This window comes from Selenomonas sp. oral taxon 136 (assembly GCF_001554015.1).
Taxonomy (GTDB): Bacteria; Bacillota; Negativicutes; order Selenomonadales; family Selenomonadaceae; genus Centipeda; species Centipeda felix.
In genome coordinates, this window is record NZ_CP014239.1 from 2,276,530 (window position 1) to 2,291,105 (window position 14,576).

The 14,576-nt window shown below is 51.7% G+C and carries 9 protein-coding genes and 1 pseudogene; all 10 read left to right on the forward strand.

The features are described 5' to 3' along the window. The first annotated feature begins 10 nt into the window (after window positions 1-10). The 10 genes and pseudogenes from AXE86_RS10935 to AXE86_RS10985 all read left to right on the forward strand — a co-directional run bounded on the left by AXE86_RS10935 (window position 11) and on the right by AXE86_RS10985 (window position 14,525). On the forward strand, window positions 11-3,403 hold the full coding sequence (locus tag AXE86_RS10935; protein WP_061946780.1) for a DNA polymerase III subunit alpha: 3,393 nt from the start codon (window positions 11-13) through the stop codon (window positions 3,401-3,403). Between the two features lie 7 nt (window positions 3,404-3,410). Beyond that, window positions 3,411-4,079, forward strand: a pseudogene (locus tag AXE86_RS12410) (pseudouridine synthase); the annotation flags it as partial. A 97-nt stretch (window positions 4,080-4,176) separates the two neighbouring features. Then, window positions 4,177-5,388, forward strand: coding sequence for an NAD(P)/FAD-dependent oxidoreductase (locus AXE86_RS10950; RefSeq protein WP_442983649.1), 1,212 nt, complete (start codon window positions 4,177-4,179; stop codon window positions 5,386-5,388). 3 nt (window positions 5,389-5,391) lie between these two features. Then, entirely contained in the window at window positions 5,392-6,696 is a 1,305-nt protein-coding gene (aroA, locus tag AXE86_RS10955) for a 3-phosphoshikimate 1-carboxyvinyltransferase (RefSeq protein ID WP_061946784.1), read from the forward strand. Between the two features lie 16 nt (window positions 6,697-6,712). Next, complete coding sequence (gene cmk / locus AXE86_RS10960; protein ID WP_061946785.1) at window positions 6,713-7,366, forward strand: (d)CMP kinase; 654 nt, start codon at window positions 6,713-6,715, stop codon at window positions 7,364-7,366. Between the two features lie 12 nt (window positions 7,367-7,378). Then, window positions 7,379-7,981 carry a lysophospholipid acyltransferase family protein gene (locus AXE86_RS10965; protein WP_061946786.1) on the forward strand — a complete coding sequence of 201 codons (603 nt, stop codon included), beginning with the start codon at window positions 7,379-7,381 and terminating at the stop codon, window positions 7,979-7,981. A gap of 9 nt (window positions 7,982-7,990) precedes the next feature. After that, complete coding sequence (locus tag AXE86_RS10970; RefSeq protein WP_061946787.1) at window positions 7,991-9,409, forward strand: Wadjet anti-phage system protein JetA family protein; 1,419 nt, start codon at window positions 7,991-7,993, stop codon at window positions 9,407-9,409. Continuing rightward, a complete protein-coding gene (locus AXE86_RS10975) occupies window positions 9,406-10,005 on the forward strand; it encodes a DUF4194 domain-containing protein (protein ID WP_061946788.1) in 600 nt (199 codons plus the stop codon). Before AXE86_RS10970 ends, AXE86_RS10975 begins: the two co-directional genes overlap by 4 nt. After that, on the forward strand, window positions 9,974-13,294 hold the full coding sequence (locus tag AXE86_RS10980) for an ATP-binding protein (RefSeq protein WP_061946789.1): 3,321 nt from the start codon (window positions 9,974-9,976) through the stop codon (window positions 13,292-13,294). The genes AXE86_RS10975 and AXE86_RS10980 overlap by 32 nt, the downstream gene beginning before the upstream one ends. Beyond that, window positions 13,263-14,525 (forward strand): Wadjet anti-phage system protein JetD domain-containing protein, encoded by a 1,263-nt coding sequence (locus AXE86_RS10985; RefSeq protein WP_061946790.1) that lies wholly within the window; start codon window positions 13,263-13,265, stop codon window positions 14,523-14,525. The genes AXE86_RS10980 and AXE86_RS10985 overlap by 32 nt, the downstream gene beginning before the upstream one ends. Window positions 14,526-14,576: the final 51 nt, after the last annotated feature.

The following is a 14,576-nucleotide window of genomic DNA, read 5'->3' on the forward strand; positions in this document are numbered from 1 at the left end:
AGAGACATCAATGGCCTTTGCGCATCTGCACGTACATACAGAGTATAGTCTGCTGGATGGTGCGAGCCGCATCAAAGATCTTGTGCGACGAACCAAAGAGCTCGGCATGGATGCAGTCGCCATGACCGATCACGGTGTTATGTACGGTGCAGTCGCTTTCTATAAAGAGGCAAAGGCTCAGGGGATTCATCCGATCATTGGATGTGAGGTCTATCTCGCTCCACGTCAGCGGCAGGAACGTGCAGAGGTGAATGGGACACGATATTATCATTTGATTCTGCTTGCCGAAAATGAGTGTGGTTACCGTAATCTGGTTCAGCTAATATCCCTCGCCAACATCGAGGGATATTATTATAAGCCCCGTATTGACAAGGAGCTGCTCCATCGCTTTCATGACGGGCTGATCGCCCTGTCCGCCTGTGTGGCAGGCGAGATACCACAGGCCATCCTGCGTGGAGATATGGAACTTGCTGATCAGCTTGTACGCGAGTATCGGGATATCTTTGGCAAGGATAATTTTTTCTTGGAGGTTCAAAATCATGGCCTCCCGGAAGAAATGACCGTCAATCGTGCACTCCGGGATCTTGCAAAAAAATATGATATCGGGCTAACTGCAACCAATGATGTGCACTATGTCCATGCAGAAGACAGTGAATTTCATGATATTCTTCTTTGCGTGCAGACGGGGCGCACACTCAACGATCCCGATCGAATGCGTTTTTCGGGTCCTGACTATTATCTGAAATCCGAGGAAGAGATGTCCGATCTCTTCACCGACTATCCAGGTGCGATAGAGAATACGGCAAAAATCGCAGCGCGCTGTCAGGTGGACTTTACCTTCGGGGAACTGCAGCTGCCGTTCTATCCGCTCCCCGATGGATATACAACAGATGATGCCTATCTCCGTGCACTTTGCCTAGAGCGTCTGCCTGCACGGTATCCTACGGCGAGGGACGAGGTGCATCAACGTCTGGACTACGAACTCGGTGTCATTCATAAGATGGGATACGCCAGTTACTTTCTCATTGTGTGGGACTTCATCAACTATGCGCGCGGGCATGGCGTCGCGGTCGGGCCGGGACGTGGCTCTGCGGCAGGAAGTATCGTTGCCTACTTACTTGGCATTACAAATATTGATCCCTTACAGTATGCACTTCTTTTTGAGCGGTTTCTCAACCCAGAACGCGTGTCGATGCCAGATATTGATATCGACTTCGACGATATCAATCGTGGTCGCGTTATTTCGTATGTCAAAGAACGCTATGGAGAGGATCATGTCGCTCAAATTGCTACCTTTGGAACAATGGGAGCAAAAGGTGCAATTCGCGATGTTGCTCGTGTGCTGGAGATGCCGTTTGGCGAAGTGTCAACCATTACTAAACTCGTCCCCGCCGAGCTGAATATCACGCTAGACCGCGCGCTTGAGGAGTCTGCCGACTTTCGCAAGCGGTATGAGGAGGATGAAGAGGCGCATCGCGTCATTGATCTCGCACGTAAGATCGAGGGGTTGCCGCGCAACACCTCGATTCACGCTGCCGGCGTTGTGATTGCAAAGTCGCCGTTGACGAGTCAAGTGCCCGTGTGGGTCTCTGACGGTACGCTGGTCACAGAATATGACAAGGATGACGTGGAGGCACTAGGCCTTCTCAAAATGGATTTTCTGGGACTGCGCACACTCACCATCATCGACGATGCCGTGAAGAATATACGACAGTCGCACGGTATTGAGCTGGATGTGGACAAGATCCCTCTCGTTGATGAGAAGACATCACAAATGCTATGCGCTGGAGATACAGGTGCTGTCTTTCAGATGGAATCGACAGGCATGACAAATCTCGTCAAGGATCTTCAGCCCAAAGGGTTTGTCGACCTCATTCCGACGGTTGCCCTCTATCGTCCAGGGCCTCTGGGGAGTGGTATGGTGACCGATTTTATCGATGGCCTGCATGGAAAAAAAGAGGTCGTTTATCTGCATCCGCTTCTCGAGCCGATTCTCAAGGAGACATTTGGCGTTGTCCTCTACCAGGAGCAAGTCATGCAGATCGTCCAGGTTCTGGCGGGCTTTACCCTTGGACAGGCGGATCTCCTACGACGTGCCATGGGGAAAAAGAAACATGAGCTTTTGATGGCGCAGAAGGAGATTTTCCTCCAGGGATGCGAAAAAAATGGAATAGAAACGGCACTCGCCAATCATATCTTCGATCTCCTGACACATTTTGCTGATTATGGATTTAACAAATCCCACAGTGCCGCGTATGGTCTCTTGGCATGGCAGACGGCGTATCTCAAGGCACACTATCCTGTGGAGTTCATGGCAGGGGTATTAACGAGCATCATGGATAAAACGGATAAAATTCCCGTCTATATTCAGCTATGCCATCAGATGAACATCAAAATTCTGCCGCCGGACATCAATGCAAGCACAGCGGGATTCAGTATTGAAAGCGGTGCCATACGATTCGGACTCGCGGCAGTGCGCAACGTTGGAGAGACAGCGATCGAAAGCATGGAACAGGTACGCTCAGCAAATGGGAATTTTCGTTCGTTGATAGATTTTTGTGCACGCGTTGATGTACGCATTTTGAATAAGCGTGCGATAGAGAGCCTGATTAAATGCGGTGCCTTTGACAGCCTTGGCGCTGAACGAAATCAATTGCTCTCTTCTCTGGACTCTGCGATGCAGGATGCTGCGCGAACCCAGCGGGATCGTATCAGCGGACAGATGGGGCTATTTGGGCAGGATACGATGGAGTCCATTCATCAAGTTCAGAATGCTGTAGAAGTTCCTCCAAGTACGCCGCGCGAACGTCTGATGTGGGAGAAAGAGGCTACGGGATTTTACATCACTGGACATCCGCTCGATGACTACCGTGATACCCTTTCCTGTCTCCTTCCAATTTCAAATATTTTAACGGGACTGCGTAAAGATCGTCAACTTGTTCGTATCGGAGGCATATTGACCAATACGAAACGCTACACGACAAAAAAGGGCGATACAATGCTTTTTGCTGAGATAGAGGATTATAGCGGACACATCGAGCTCACAATATTTCCGCGCGTGTTCTACGCTCACGTGTCCGATCTTGAACCAGATTGTGTGCTTGTGGTGCAGGGGCATGTCGACATGTCGGGAGAAGAACCGAAAGTGCTGGCGGATGAGATCTGGCCGATGCACGAATACAGCACATCGTTCTATCTTGTTCCGCCGCCCGATGCGGACCGGCATGTCCTATGGACGAGGATGAAAGAATTGTTTACGAAGTATGCAGGCACGCATCCCGTCTATGTAAAGAGTGATGGAAGCTGGCGTCAGCTGGCGTCCTCGTATTGGATCGACGGGTCGCATGAAATCCGTGAGGAACTCATTACATTGATGGGGGCACAGGCCGTGAGAGTGCGGTAGAGACAGTATGGAAGAACGATTGCAAAAAATTCTCAGCCATGCCGGGATAGCTTCCCGACGGGCGGCAGAGGCGTTGATACGAGACGGCCGCGTTACGGTGGATGGTGTGCCCGTCACGATGCTTGGCAGCAAGTACGATCCATCGCTCCATAAAATCGCCGTCGATGGTACACCTGTTCAGGGGAGTGAGGAGAAGCTGTATATTCTTCTCCATAAACCACGAGGCTGTCTCTCGACGGCGCACGATGATCGGGGACGCAGAACAGTACTGGATCTCCTGCCGCATTTTTCTGTACGTCTCTATCCTGTCGGGCGACTCGATGCGGATACCGAGGGACTTCTGATTATTACAAACGATGGTGCTATGACACAGGGGCTCCTTCATCCGCGCTTTGAGATCGACAAGGTATACCATGCAGAGGTAACAGGAACCGTCACTGAGGACAAGCTCTCAAAGCTTCGACAGGGAATTCTTCTGGATGATGGGAAAACAGCTCCCGCGCAGCTGAGCATTATGCACCGGGAGGGAGGACGCACGCTCGTCGAGACGATTATTCATGAGGGACGGAACCGACAGGTGCGGCGTATGTTTGCCGCCGTCGGCTGCCGTGTGCAAAGACTCCGCCGCGTCCGCTTTGCTATGTTGACGCTGGATGGGCTGCCCTGCGGAGCATTTCGTCATCTGACTTTGGATGAGATACATGAACTGCAAAAAATAGCGGGAGGGATACATAGTGAGGAAGGTTCTCGTCATAGGCGCAGGACCAGCGGGGATGATGGCGGCGGCAGCGGCAGCGGAACACGGCGGGAACGTAACGCTGCTCGAAAAGATGCCGCGCGTCGGCCGCAAGATGATGATCACGGGAAAAGGCCGCTGCAACGTGACAAGCGCAGATGATGTCCCGGAGATTATCAAAAATGTGGTAGGGAATGGACGATTCCTCAACAGCTGCCTTCGTGCTTTTGATAATGCCGATGTTATCAACTTCTTTGATAAACTGGGGGTGCCGCTCAAAACAGAACGCGGCAATCGCGTTTTCCCACAGAGTGATCACGCCGTCGATGTCGTCGATGCGATGCTGCATCATCTGCGTGACTGCGGTGCAGAGGTTTGTACAAATACAGCAGTGCGCAAACTCATCCTTGAAGATGGTTCTGTGCACGGCGTCTATCTCCTGGACGGCTCATGTCTTGCGGCAGACGCCGTGATTCTTGCCACGGGTGGTGCATCCTATCCTGCGACGGGATCCACAGGAGATGGTTATGCGCTCGCACGTGCAGCAGGCCACACGGTTACACCAATCTTTCCCGCACTTGTCCCGCTTGTAACACGGGAGGCGTGGGTGAAGGATGTGCAGGGCCTATCCCTGCGCAATGTGTGTGCGTCACTCTGCCATAACGGCAAAAAGGAGCAGCATTTCTTTGGCGAAATGCTTTTCACTCATTTTGGTGTTACGGGACCGATTATCCTCCAGCTGAGCCGCCGTGCGTCTGAACTGCTTGCAGAGGGCGTACAGGAACTGCCGCTTCATCTGAACCTGAAACCTGCGCTGACTCATGAGAAATTACGTGACCGACTGGATCGGGATTTTGCAAAATATGAACAGAAGCACCTTCACAATGGGATGATGGATCTCCTGCCAAAGCGTCTGATTGACATTGTACTGAGCGCAGCGCAGCTTTCTCCCGACAGCATCGCTGGCCATATATCTTCGAAGCAGCGTGAATGTCTCGTTCGTACACTGCAGGCACTTCCGCTGACCGTCGTGGGGACGCGTCCTCTTTCCGAGGCGATCGTGACCGCAGGGGGCGTTGCAACACGTGAGATCGACCCGCGCACCATGGCATCAAAGCTGGTGCATGGACTTTACTTTGCCGGAGAATTGGTTGATGTGGATGCGTATACGGGTGGATATAATCTTCAGGCAGCATTTTCGATGGGACATGCTGCTGGAACTCACAGCGTATTGATGGAAGGTGGTTAAATAATGGCTGATATTAAGACAATCACTGCTCCAACACACGGATGGCAGGGAACAATTGATATTCCAGGAGATAAGTCGATCTCGCATCGCAGCGTGATATTTGCGGGACTTGGGAATACGCCGGTGCACATCAAAAATTTTCTCCATGCGGCAGATTGTCTCTCAACCGTCGGCGTGATGCGGGCACTCGGCGTCAATGTTGAGTTTCTGAACGAAAAGGAACTCATTGTTACGGGCAGGGGCCTGTATGGCCTCTCTGAGCCATTGACCGTGCTCGATGCTGGCAACTCGGGGACGACGCTGCGCCTGATGATGGGCCTCCTTTCCCCGCAGCCCTTTCTTTCGGTGTTCAGCGGCGATGCTTCGTTGACTCGCCGCCCGATGGGACGCGTACGCCGTCCGCTCTCAACGATGGGCGCACGAATTTATGGACGGAACGAGAACAATAACCTCCCGCTTACCATTGTTCCGGCAGAGAAGAAGATGCACGGCATCCACTATGACAGCCCTGTTGCGAGTGCACAGGTAAAGTCCGCCATTCTGCTTGCGGGACTTTATGCGGATGCACCGACCACTGTCACGGAGCCGTACATCTCACGCGACCATACCGAGCAGATGCTCACGGGGTTCGGTGTCCATCTTGAGCGCAGTGGAACGAGCGTTACCGTCTTTCCCGTGGAGGAGGACAGCTTCCATGCGCCGAGCGAGATCACGGTGCCAGGGGACATCAGTTCGGCGGCGTACTTCCTTGTCGCTGGGACGATCATTGCAGGCAGTCGTCTGCGCCTGAATAACGTCGGAATCAACCCCACACGTACGGGGATACTGGATGTGCTGAGAGATATGGGGGCGCATATCTCCGTGCACAATGAGCGTGAGAGCGGCGGAGAACGCGTTGCTGATCTCCTTGTTGAGGCAGCGCCACTGCACGGCGTTTCTTTTGGCGCAGAGATTATGCCGCGGCTGATCGATGAGATTCCTGTACTCGCCGTCGCTGCACTATTTGCCGAGGGCGATACAATCATTACAGGAGCGGGTGAACTCCGCGTCAAGGAGACCGACCGCCTCCATGCCATCGCGACGGAGCTGCAGAAGTTATCTCCCGGCAGCGTCGAGGAGCGCGAGGACGGCCTCGTGATTCACGGAAAATCCGAGATACGACGGGCGCAGGTCAAGAGCTATGACGATCATCGCATGGTGATGTCGCTCGCTGTGCTTGGTGCAGCAGGGGAGGGAGTTCTCATTGAGAATCCCGAAAGCGTGAATATTTCCTATCCGACATTTTTTTCCGAGATCGAGCGGCTGTGAATGAGGAGGATTTCGTATGAAGCGTGTCGTAGCAATTGATGGACCGGCAGGCGCCGGAAAAAGTACCATTGCCAAAATTGTGGCAGAAAAGCTTGGCTATACCTACATTGATACGGGCGCGATGTATCGCGGTGTGGCATGGAAAACGCTGCAGCAGTCGAAGGAAGCGTCTGATGCGGACATCCTGCAGGCTGTCCATGACATTGATGTACGGCTCGCCTGCACAGAGGGCGGGACACGCGTCACCGTTGATGGGACGGATGTGACGCATGAGATCCGCACACCCGAAGTCACGCATATCGTCTCGCGTGTCGCTGCCCTCGGTCCGGTACGGGAAAAAATGGTCGAGCTCCAGCGTGCGATGGCAGCAGATGGTGCCGTCGTGATGGATGGGCGTGATATTGGGACGAACGTGCTCCCCCATGCTGATGTGAAGGTATTTCTCACGGCATCTGTGGAGGAGCGGGCACGCCGCCGTTATGATGAGATGAAGGAAAAGGGCTATGCAGTGGATTTTGACGAGCTGAAACAGGAGATCGCCGCACGTGACAAGCAGGACAGTGAGCGTGCCATCTCGCCGCTGCGTCAAGCAGATGATGCCGTTTTGCTTGACTCGACCACACTCTCCATCGACGAAGTTGCCACACGGATTATGGAACTCGCAGAATAGGCAGGCACATATATGTTTTATGGATTTTTGCAGCATCTCTTTCGGCTGATTTTCTATGTTGTCTTTCGCACGCGTGTCTATGGCCGCGAGAATATCCCAGCAGAGGGAGCCGTGATTCTTGCCGCCAACCATGCAAGTAATATCGACCCACCGCTGATGGCAAGTCTCATCGATCGTCCCGTCAGCTACATGGCAAAGATCGAACTCTTTGAGAATCCCATCTTCGGTGCGGCGATTCGCCGCTGTCATGCCTTTCCCGTGAAACGTGGCGCATCTGACCGCGGCGCGATCAAGGCGGCAGTTAATGTCCTAAAGGAAGGACGCATTCTTGGACTCTTCCCCGAGGGGACACGCAGCAAAACTGGAGAACTCCAAAAGGCAGAAGCAGGCGTCGCGTTCATCGCCGCCATGACTGGGGCTCCGATCGTGCCCGTTGCCATCCTCAATTCTCATCGTATTTTTTCCAATGGCGGACTGATTCCACAGCTACGGATCATGTACGGCGCACCGATCATGTTTTACGGCGACCGCAAGAGCAAGGAGGATCTGGAGGCCTTCTCCGAGGAGATCATGGCACATATTGAACGGATGAAGGATGAACTCGTAAAAAAGTGAGGCGATCTCATGGAGCTATTCGATGTCTTACCGGAGCGCTTCTTCGGGCTTCTCGCGGGGAAATGTCGCCGTATCTATGCGGAAGCTGGACTTTGTCTCTATGAACAGTACCGCCTTGCCCAGTTTGGTATCGAGCAGGAGATTCTACGGGACAAGTTTCAGGAACTCATCGAGAGCTGGGCAGAGGCGGGCGTAGCCTATGAGGACGATGTTTTTTCGGAAAAGGACAATGCCATAGAGGAGTCGCGTGCCAAAGCTAACCACATGATTCGCCGTATGAAGGAATTCGGTTGGCTGGATTACGAACAGCGCGAAAACTTCAAAATCTTTATTTTGCTCCCACACTACAGCAGTCGTTTGTGGGGGCTTTTTGCGAATCTGTGCGAAGGACGAGCCGTTGAATACCAACGCTTTGCCTTCACGACATATCAGGTGCTTTCAGGTGATGGAGCAAAGGTACAGCCAAGCATGGCAGTACTCGAAGCGGAGCGCTTGGCAGAGGAGTTTGTTGAAGAGTTGCGCATTCTGCTGAACAACATTAAAAGCAAAATGGAGCAGGTATCTTCCCAAACGAGTCTACAGGATGTACTCTCTCATCATTTTGTCGAATATCGGGCGGATATTGTCGATCGAAGTTATCACCGCCTTAAGACCTCGGATCACGTTTCCCGCTACCGTATCCGTATCCTGCATGAGGTGCAGGACATACGGCAGAATACGGAGCGTTTTCGCTCGCTTTGCGATGATGCTGTGCGACGTCTGCTTGCCGACTCGATGGATGCGGCAGAATATCGTATGAAAGCCTCACTTCAGGCAATCGAGGAAATCTATCGAGGACTTGATGATATGTTCGCGCAGATCGACCGACGACACAATCAGTATGTTCGTGCATCCTATGAACGTGCACTCTATTTGCAGCAGGAGGGAAGCGCTCGCACAGAGAGTATGATCGCGGGGATTCTCATGGCAGTCGCTGAGGCACGCGATCAGAGATGGGATATTGATGAGCTTCCATGTATTTTTCGTCTGCAAACAACGAATATGCTTCTTCCGTCATCACGTTACGTGCCGCGCAAAAAACGCGTCCTGCGCCCAAATACGGACACACCCGTACGCAGTGTCTATGAAACACTGCGTGAGCGGGTACGCCGCGAAAGTGCAGAGCGTGTCGCACGCAGTATATCACGGCAGAAAATTGAAACGTGGATTTTGAATGTTCTTGGGCAACGGAGTTCCATGGAGATTGGCGAATTGCTCGCGTTGCTGAGGGAAACTGAATCTCCGGATCTCCTCCAACTGCTCTACGTTTATCTCTATGGATATGATGATTGGGCAAAGTACCGGCTAGGCAAAAATAAGGAGATCGAGGAGCAAGATACGGTACGATACAGCAATCGCACCGTCAGGCGCAAGGGGAAAATAAAATGAGACTTGAGCTGCTGAACGAGGAAGAACGTACTCGTATTCGGAGTGTCATACAGGCATTGTTGTCGTGCAATTTTTTGACACGCGAACACGATACTGCACTTTATATTGCAGCACGTCGCTATCGGGAAGAGATTGCGGAGTACTTTCAGGTCATCGGCTGGGAGTTTCGTGTAGACGAACGTTATGAGATCGTATGGCTGCTCTCCACGGGCATGGCGCACAGACGGGCTCTGACCATGGAGGAAAGTATATGGCTGCTTGTACTGCGACTCATCTACGAGGAAAAGCGGACGAGTCTAAACCTGAGCGCGTTTCCAATGACGACGCTCGCAGAGATCCGCGCCAAGTATTTGGCACTTCATCTGCCCGATCTCAAGAAAACGGCGATACAGCGCCTGACCCAGCTCACGAAGCAATATCGTCTCGCGGATGTGTTGGATCGGGATCTCTCCGAAGAGTCACGTATTCGCCTTTTCCATACACTCGCCCTTGCCGTAGACGGGGAAGAGCTTTCAGACCTATATAACAGACTTTACATCTATCGACAGAGGAAGGAGGAGGACAATGAAGACGCTGCGGAAAATGAAGGTGATTAACTGGCATTATTTTGATGAGGAAGAGATCGCCTTCGGCGCGGCAACAATGCTGTCAGGACACAGCGGTGCAGGTAAGTCCACATTGCTGGATGCGCTGCAGTATCTCTTTATCGGAAGTCAGACACAGACGCGCTTCAACGCTGCAGTGACGCAGGAGGCACGGAGGACTCTGCTGCACTACCTGCGAGGCAAAATTAAGGCAGAGGGCGTACAGTATCTGCGTGCGGACGAATTCACCTCCTATATTGCACTTGAGTTTTATGATGACGTCAAGAAAAACTCCTTCATTGTCGGATATGTGGTCGATGTCTTTCATGATGACAGGATGCAGGAGGAATTCTTTCTCATCGATCAGCATACGCTCTCGGATCTTGACTTTCGCAATACGGACGGCACACTCTATACGCAGGAGACATTTCATCGCAGGTATGCGCACGGCAACAGTGTGTTTGAGACGGGAAAGAAACAATGGCAAAAACGATTGATGAACCGGCTGGGGCAGCTGTCCTCGCGTTTTTTGCCGGCGTTCTCTCGTGCGATTGCCTTCCGCCCCATCGACCATGTGCGCGATTTTATCTATGAATATGTCCTTCTTCCCCGCGATTTGAAGCTAGATGTTCTGCGCGAGGTGTTCTATTCCTATCAGAAATTCGAGCGTGATCTGCAGGATCTGCGTGCTCGAAAGCATGAACTGGAGATGCTGAAAGATCACTACGATACCTACTGTAAATTGCGGGATACGGTGTATGAGCAGGAATTCGTATTACTGTCTTTTCGGCATAAGAACGCCGAGGAGAAACTGGATGTGGGACGCCAGCAGAGACAGACCTGTCGTGATCGATTGGACGATTTACAGACGAAACTGCATGCACAGGAACGCCTCTCAAAACGCAGAAACCAGGAACAGCAGGAGGCGTATGCTGCCTGGCAGGGAAATGACGAAAAGCGCAGACGGGATGAGCTGCTGGAGACACAAAAGGAACGGGTGGAAAAATACCGTTCGCTCACAGACGCACGACAGCTCATGCGTAAGAAACTCATGTGTGAGTTCGAGGAAGTATCCGCACTCGGCGCATATCCCGCAGGAGAGTTTTTTCGTCTGCCAGAGGGAATGCCACAGGCGTTGGAGGAACTCGCGCGGACTCTCAAGTATGCGGCAGAAGATACCATCCAGACAACACAAATCGAACAGATCCAGGAGCAGCTGAAGGCGGGCGGCGAAATACTTGCTGCTGTCAGCGATCTATGGCAGCGCGGCAATCTTCTCTTGGAGCAGGCACAGAGTGCAGCTGTCCAGCGGCGGGAGGAACTGTGCTCGGAGATTGAAGGTCTGAAACGGAGGCAACGCAGATATCGTCCGGAGATGATGCGTCTTAAGGCTTTGCTTGAAGAGCGACTTGCGGGTCGCTCTAAGGTCTATGTGCTCTGTGAGGAGATTGAGATTTTGGACGAAGAATGGCGTGATACGTTGGAGGGGTATCTGAATACCCGGAGATTTGACCTCCTTGTGGAACGAGAATTTTTTCGCGAAGCACTGCACATCTATGAAACAGAAAAAAGAGAACGCAACATAGAGGGCGTCGGTCTTGTGAATACGGAGGCGGAAAAAAAGTATCTCGGCCAACAGGAAAACAAATCCCTCGCCGCACTCCTGCTGACACAGAACCCCCTCGCACAGGCGTGTATCGACCACCTGCTCGGAAACGTGATGCAGGCGGACAATGAGCAGGATATGCTCAGGTATAGAAGCGCGGCGACAAAAAGCTGTATGTCCTACAAGGGCTTGGTTGCGCGTCAGATACCACGACGGTTCTACGAGATTCCATACATCGGTGCAGGTGCTATAGACCGCCAGCTTGAAATTCGTGAGCGAGAACTTGCGGAAGTAAGGCAGCGCCTAGTCGTACTTGCTGAAGGGGCAGGCCACATGAAGCAGATCTCCTCTGTTCTTCATGAACCGCTGCATCGATACGCAAACGCTGCGAAGAGCATGAACGTTCTTGCCGAACTTGACGCCTGCAAAGCAGACCTTGAGCGCATTTCTGGAGAATTGAATGCGATGGATCTCAGTGAGGCAGTGCGCCTGAAATCCGTCTATGAGGAATCCAAACGACGCGCCGAAGAGGCAGCGCATGATTGCGCAGAGACGATGCGGACACAGGCACACGCTGAATCCGAGCTAGATCAAGTAGAACGGTCTATACCAAACCTAGAGCGTACGGCAGCTGCTGCGGCAGAGGCCGTCGAATCATGGCGGGAGACTTATCCTGAGCTCTGTACTGGCGCAGAAGCGCGCCTTGCCTCGCTCATGCAGGAAACACGTGGAGGACGGAGCATGGAGGAACGTCTGCAGAGCTATGAGATAAGTCGACGGGGGAATGAGACCCGGCGTGACAACATGTGGCAAAAACTTCTTGTTGCGCGAGAGCATTATGGGCTCGCGCACGGAGATACAGGACATGTCTATGATCCGGATCACAGTTATTATACAGAGATCCTTGAGCGACTGTCTGGGACGGATATACCTTCCTTTGAGGAGAAGGCACGTGAGGCTCTTGCTCAGTCGGAGATGGAGTTTAAGGCTCATTTCATCTTCAGTATGCGTGAGGCGATCGAAAGCGCACGTTATGAATTTCGTGAGCTGAACTATGCCTTGAATCAGTTTCAGTTCCACAAGGATAAATACAGTTTTCTTGTTACGCCAAGTGCGAAGTACAAGCCGTTCTATGATGCAGTGATGATGGCGGATTGGGAAACGGCGGGCGGGCTCTTTGCCGATGCAGACACAGCGGCAAACGAACAGGCAATGGAGCTGTTTGACAAGTTAGTCAAAGGAACACCTGAGGAGCAGGAAGAGTTTTCAGATTATCGGCGGTATCTGGACTATGACATCCGTATCACAGATACGGTGGGTCAGAATTATCTTTACTCTAGAGTCCTCCGGCAAACGTCGGGCGGAGAGACGCAGACTCCTTTTTACATTGCAATTCTCGCCGCTTTTCAACAGATTTACAATGATAAAACAATACGTCTGACTGTCTTTGATGAAGCATTCAACAAAATGGATGAAGAGCGCATTAAATCATGCATTGAACTGATAAAACGGATGAAAATGCAGCTGATTGTTGCTGTTCCCGATGAGAAGTTGGCAGCAATCGCCCCGCTGATGGATCAGTCAATTATTGTCACCAATGTGGGGAATCATTGCTTTACTGACGAATTAGGGGATGTAACAACGTGGGAGAAAGGACTGAATCATGGAGCTGATGCCTCTGCAGATGCACTATGAGGATATTATTCTAACAACTTTATTGGAAAAGTACGAAAATAGTAAAGCAGCAGTTGGGGAACGGGGGCGTCGTCCACAGTTTCGTATTCTGAAATCAGCCCTTTCCGCTGACTATACCGATGAAATGGATGTTGATAAGCGGGAAGCGATACATGCGGCAGCGTGTGAACTTGAGCGTCAAAAACTGATTGCCATCATCTGGGAACGCCATGGGGCAGGACGGATAGAGCGCATCCTTCTTTTTTCTACAAATGTTTCTACTCTGTATCAACGGATGGGGAAACTCATGCCTTTGATCCGCGTGAAAGAGTATCAGACACAGCTTTCATTACTTGCCAGTGAACGTACACCGTGGGTGAAGAATTTTTATGCCGCGATGATGGAATCACTTGTAGATAACGTGATTCCCGCGATCTTACCAAAAGAACAGGTTCTTTACGCGAATTTGATACGAGCTATCCTTGCTCTTCCAGGCGAAGGCGAAAGTGCCATCCCCAAACGTGTGTTTAGCCAGCGTATTTTTCGCAACAGCAAGTATTTTGAACAAAACATAGAGCTGCCGCTGCTCCGTCTCTTACGTCGATTTGCCGATGAGCCATGTGAGTCGGATGCAGAGTATTTGGATGCAGCGGGGATTGCCGTGACACAAGGAAAGGCGTGGATCGCAGGAAATCTAACTTTTCTGCTTGGTGATCGACGATATTTCCTCGCAGATTTTCCGGGTGGATTGATGCTTACCTATGATACAATCACTGCCATGAAAATAGATGTGCTTCCCCCTGAAATTCTGACCATTGAGAATCTGACAAATGCAGAAACTCTGACACGAACGGTAGATACCAATCACCTCCTCATCTATACGGCAGGATTCCCAAACCGTACGGTACAAGCTCTTCTTTTGAAAATTGCCTCCCTCCATCGGACGTTCCATATACGCCACTGGGGAGACATCGATTACGGAGGTATCCGTATCTTTGAATTCCTGCGAGGACGGTACTTTCCGACACTCAGCCAATATCGCATGGACGTAGATACATTTCGTGCATATTTACCATTTGCGCAGAGCCTCACCCCTGCGCAGAAAAAACGTCTTTCGGGGTTGCTCAAGCAGGAAGAGTTTTCAATGTGGCATAGCCTCATTCGCGTGATGCTGGACGAAGGGAAATGGGTTGAACAGGAAGTCATGTTATGGCAGGATTCGTCTGGGATGGATTCTCTGAACGAAGAGTAATGTTCTGTGAAGGATTCCGTCAAGATCGGAAAAAATCATCAAGAGATATCA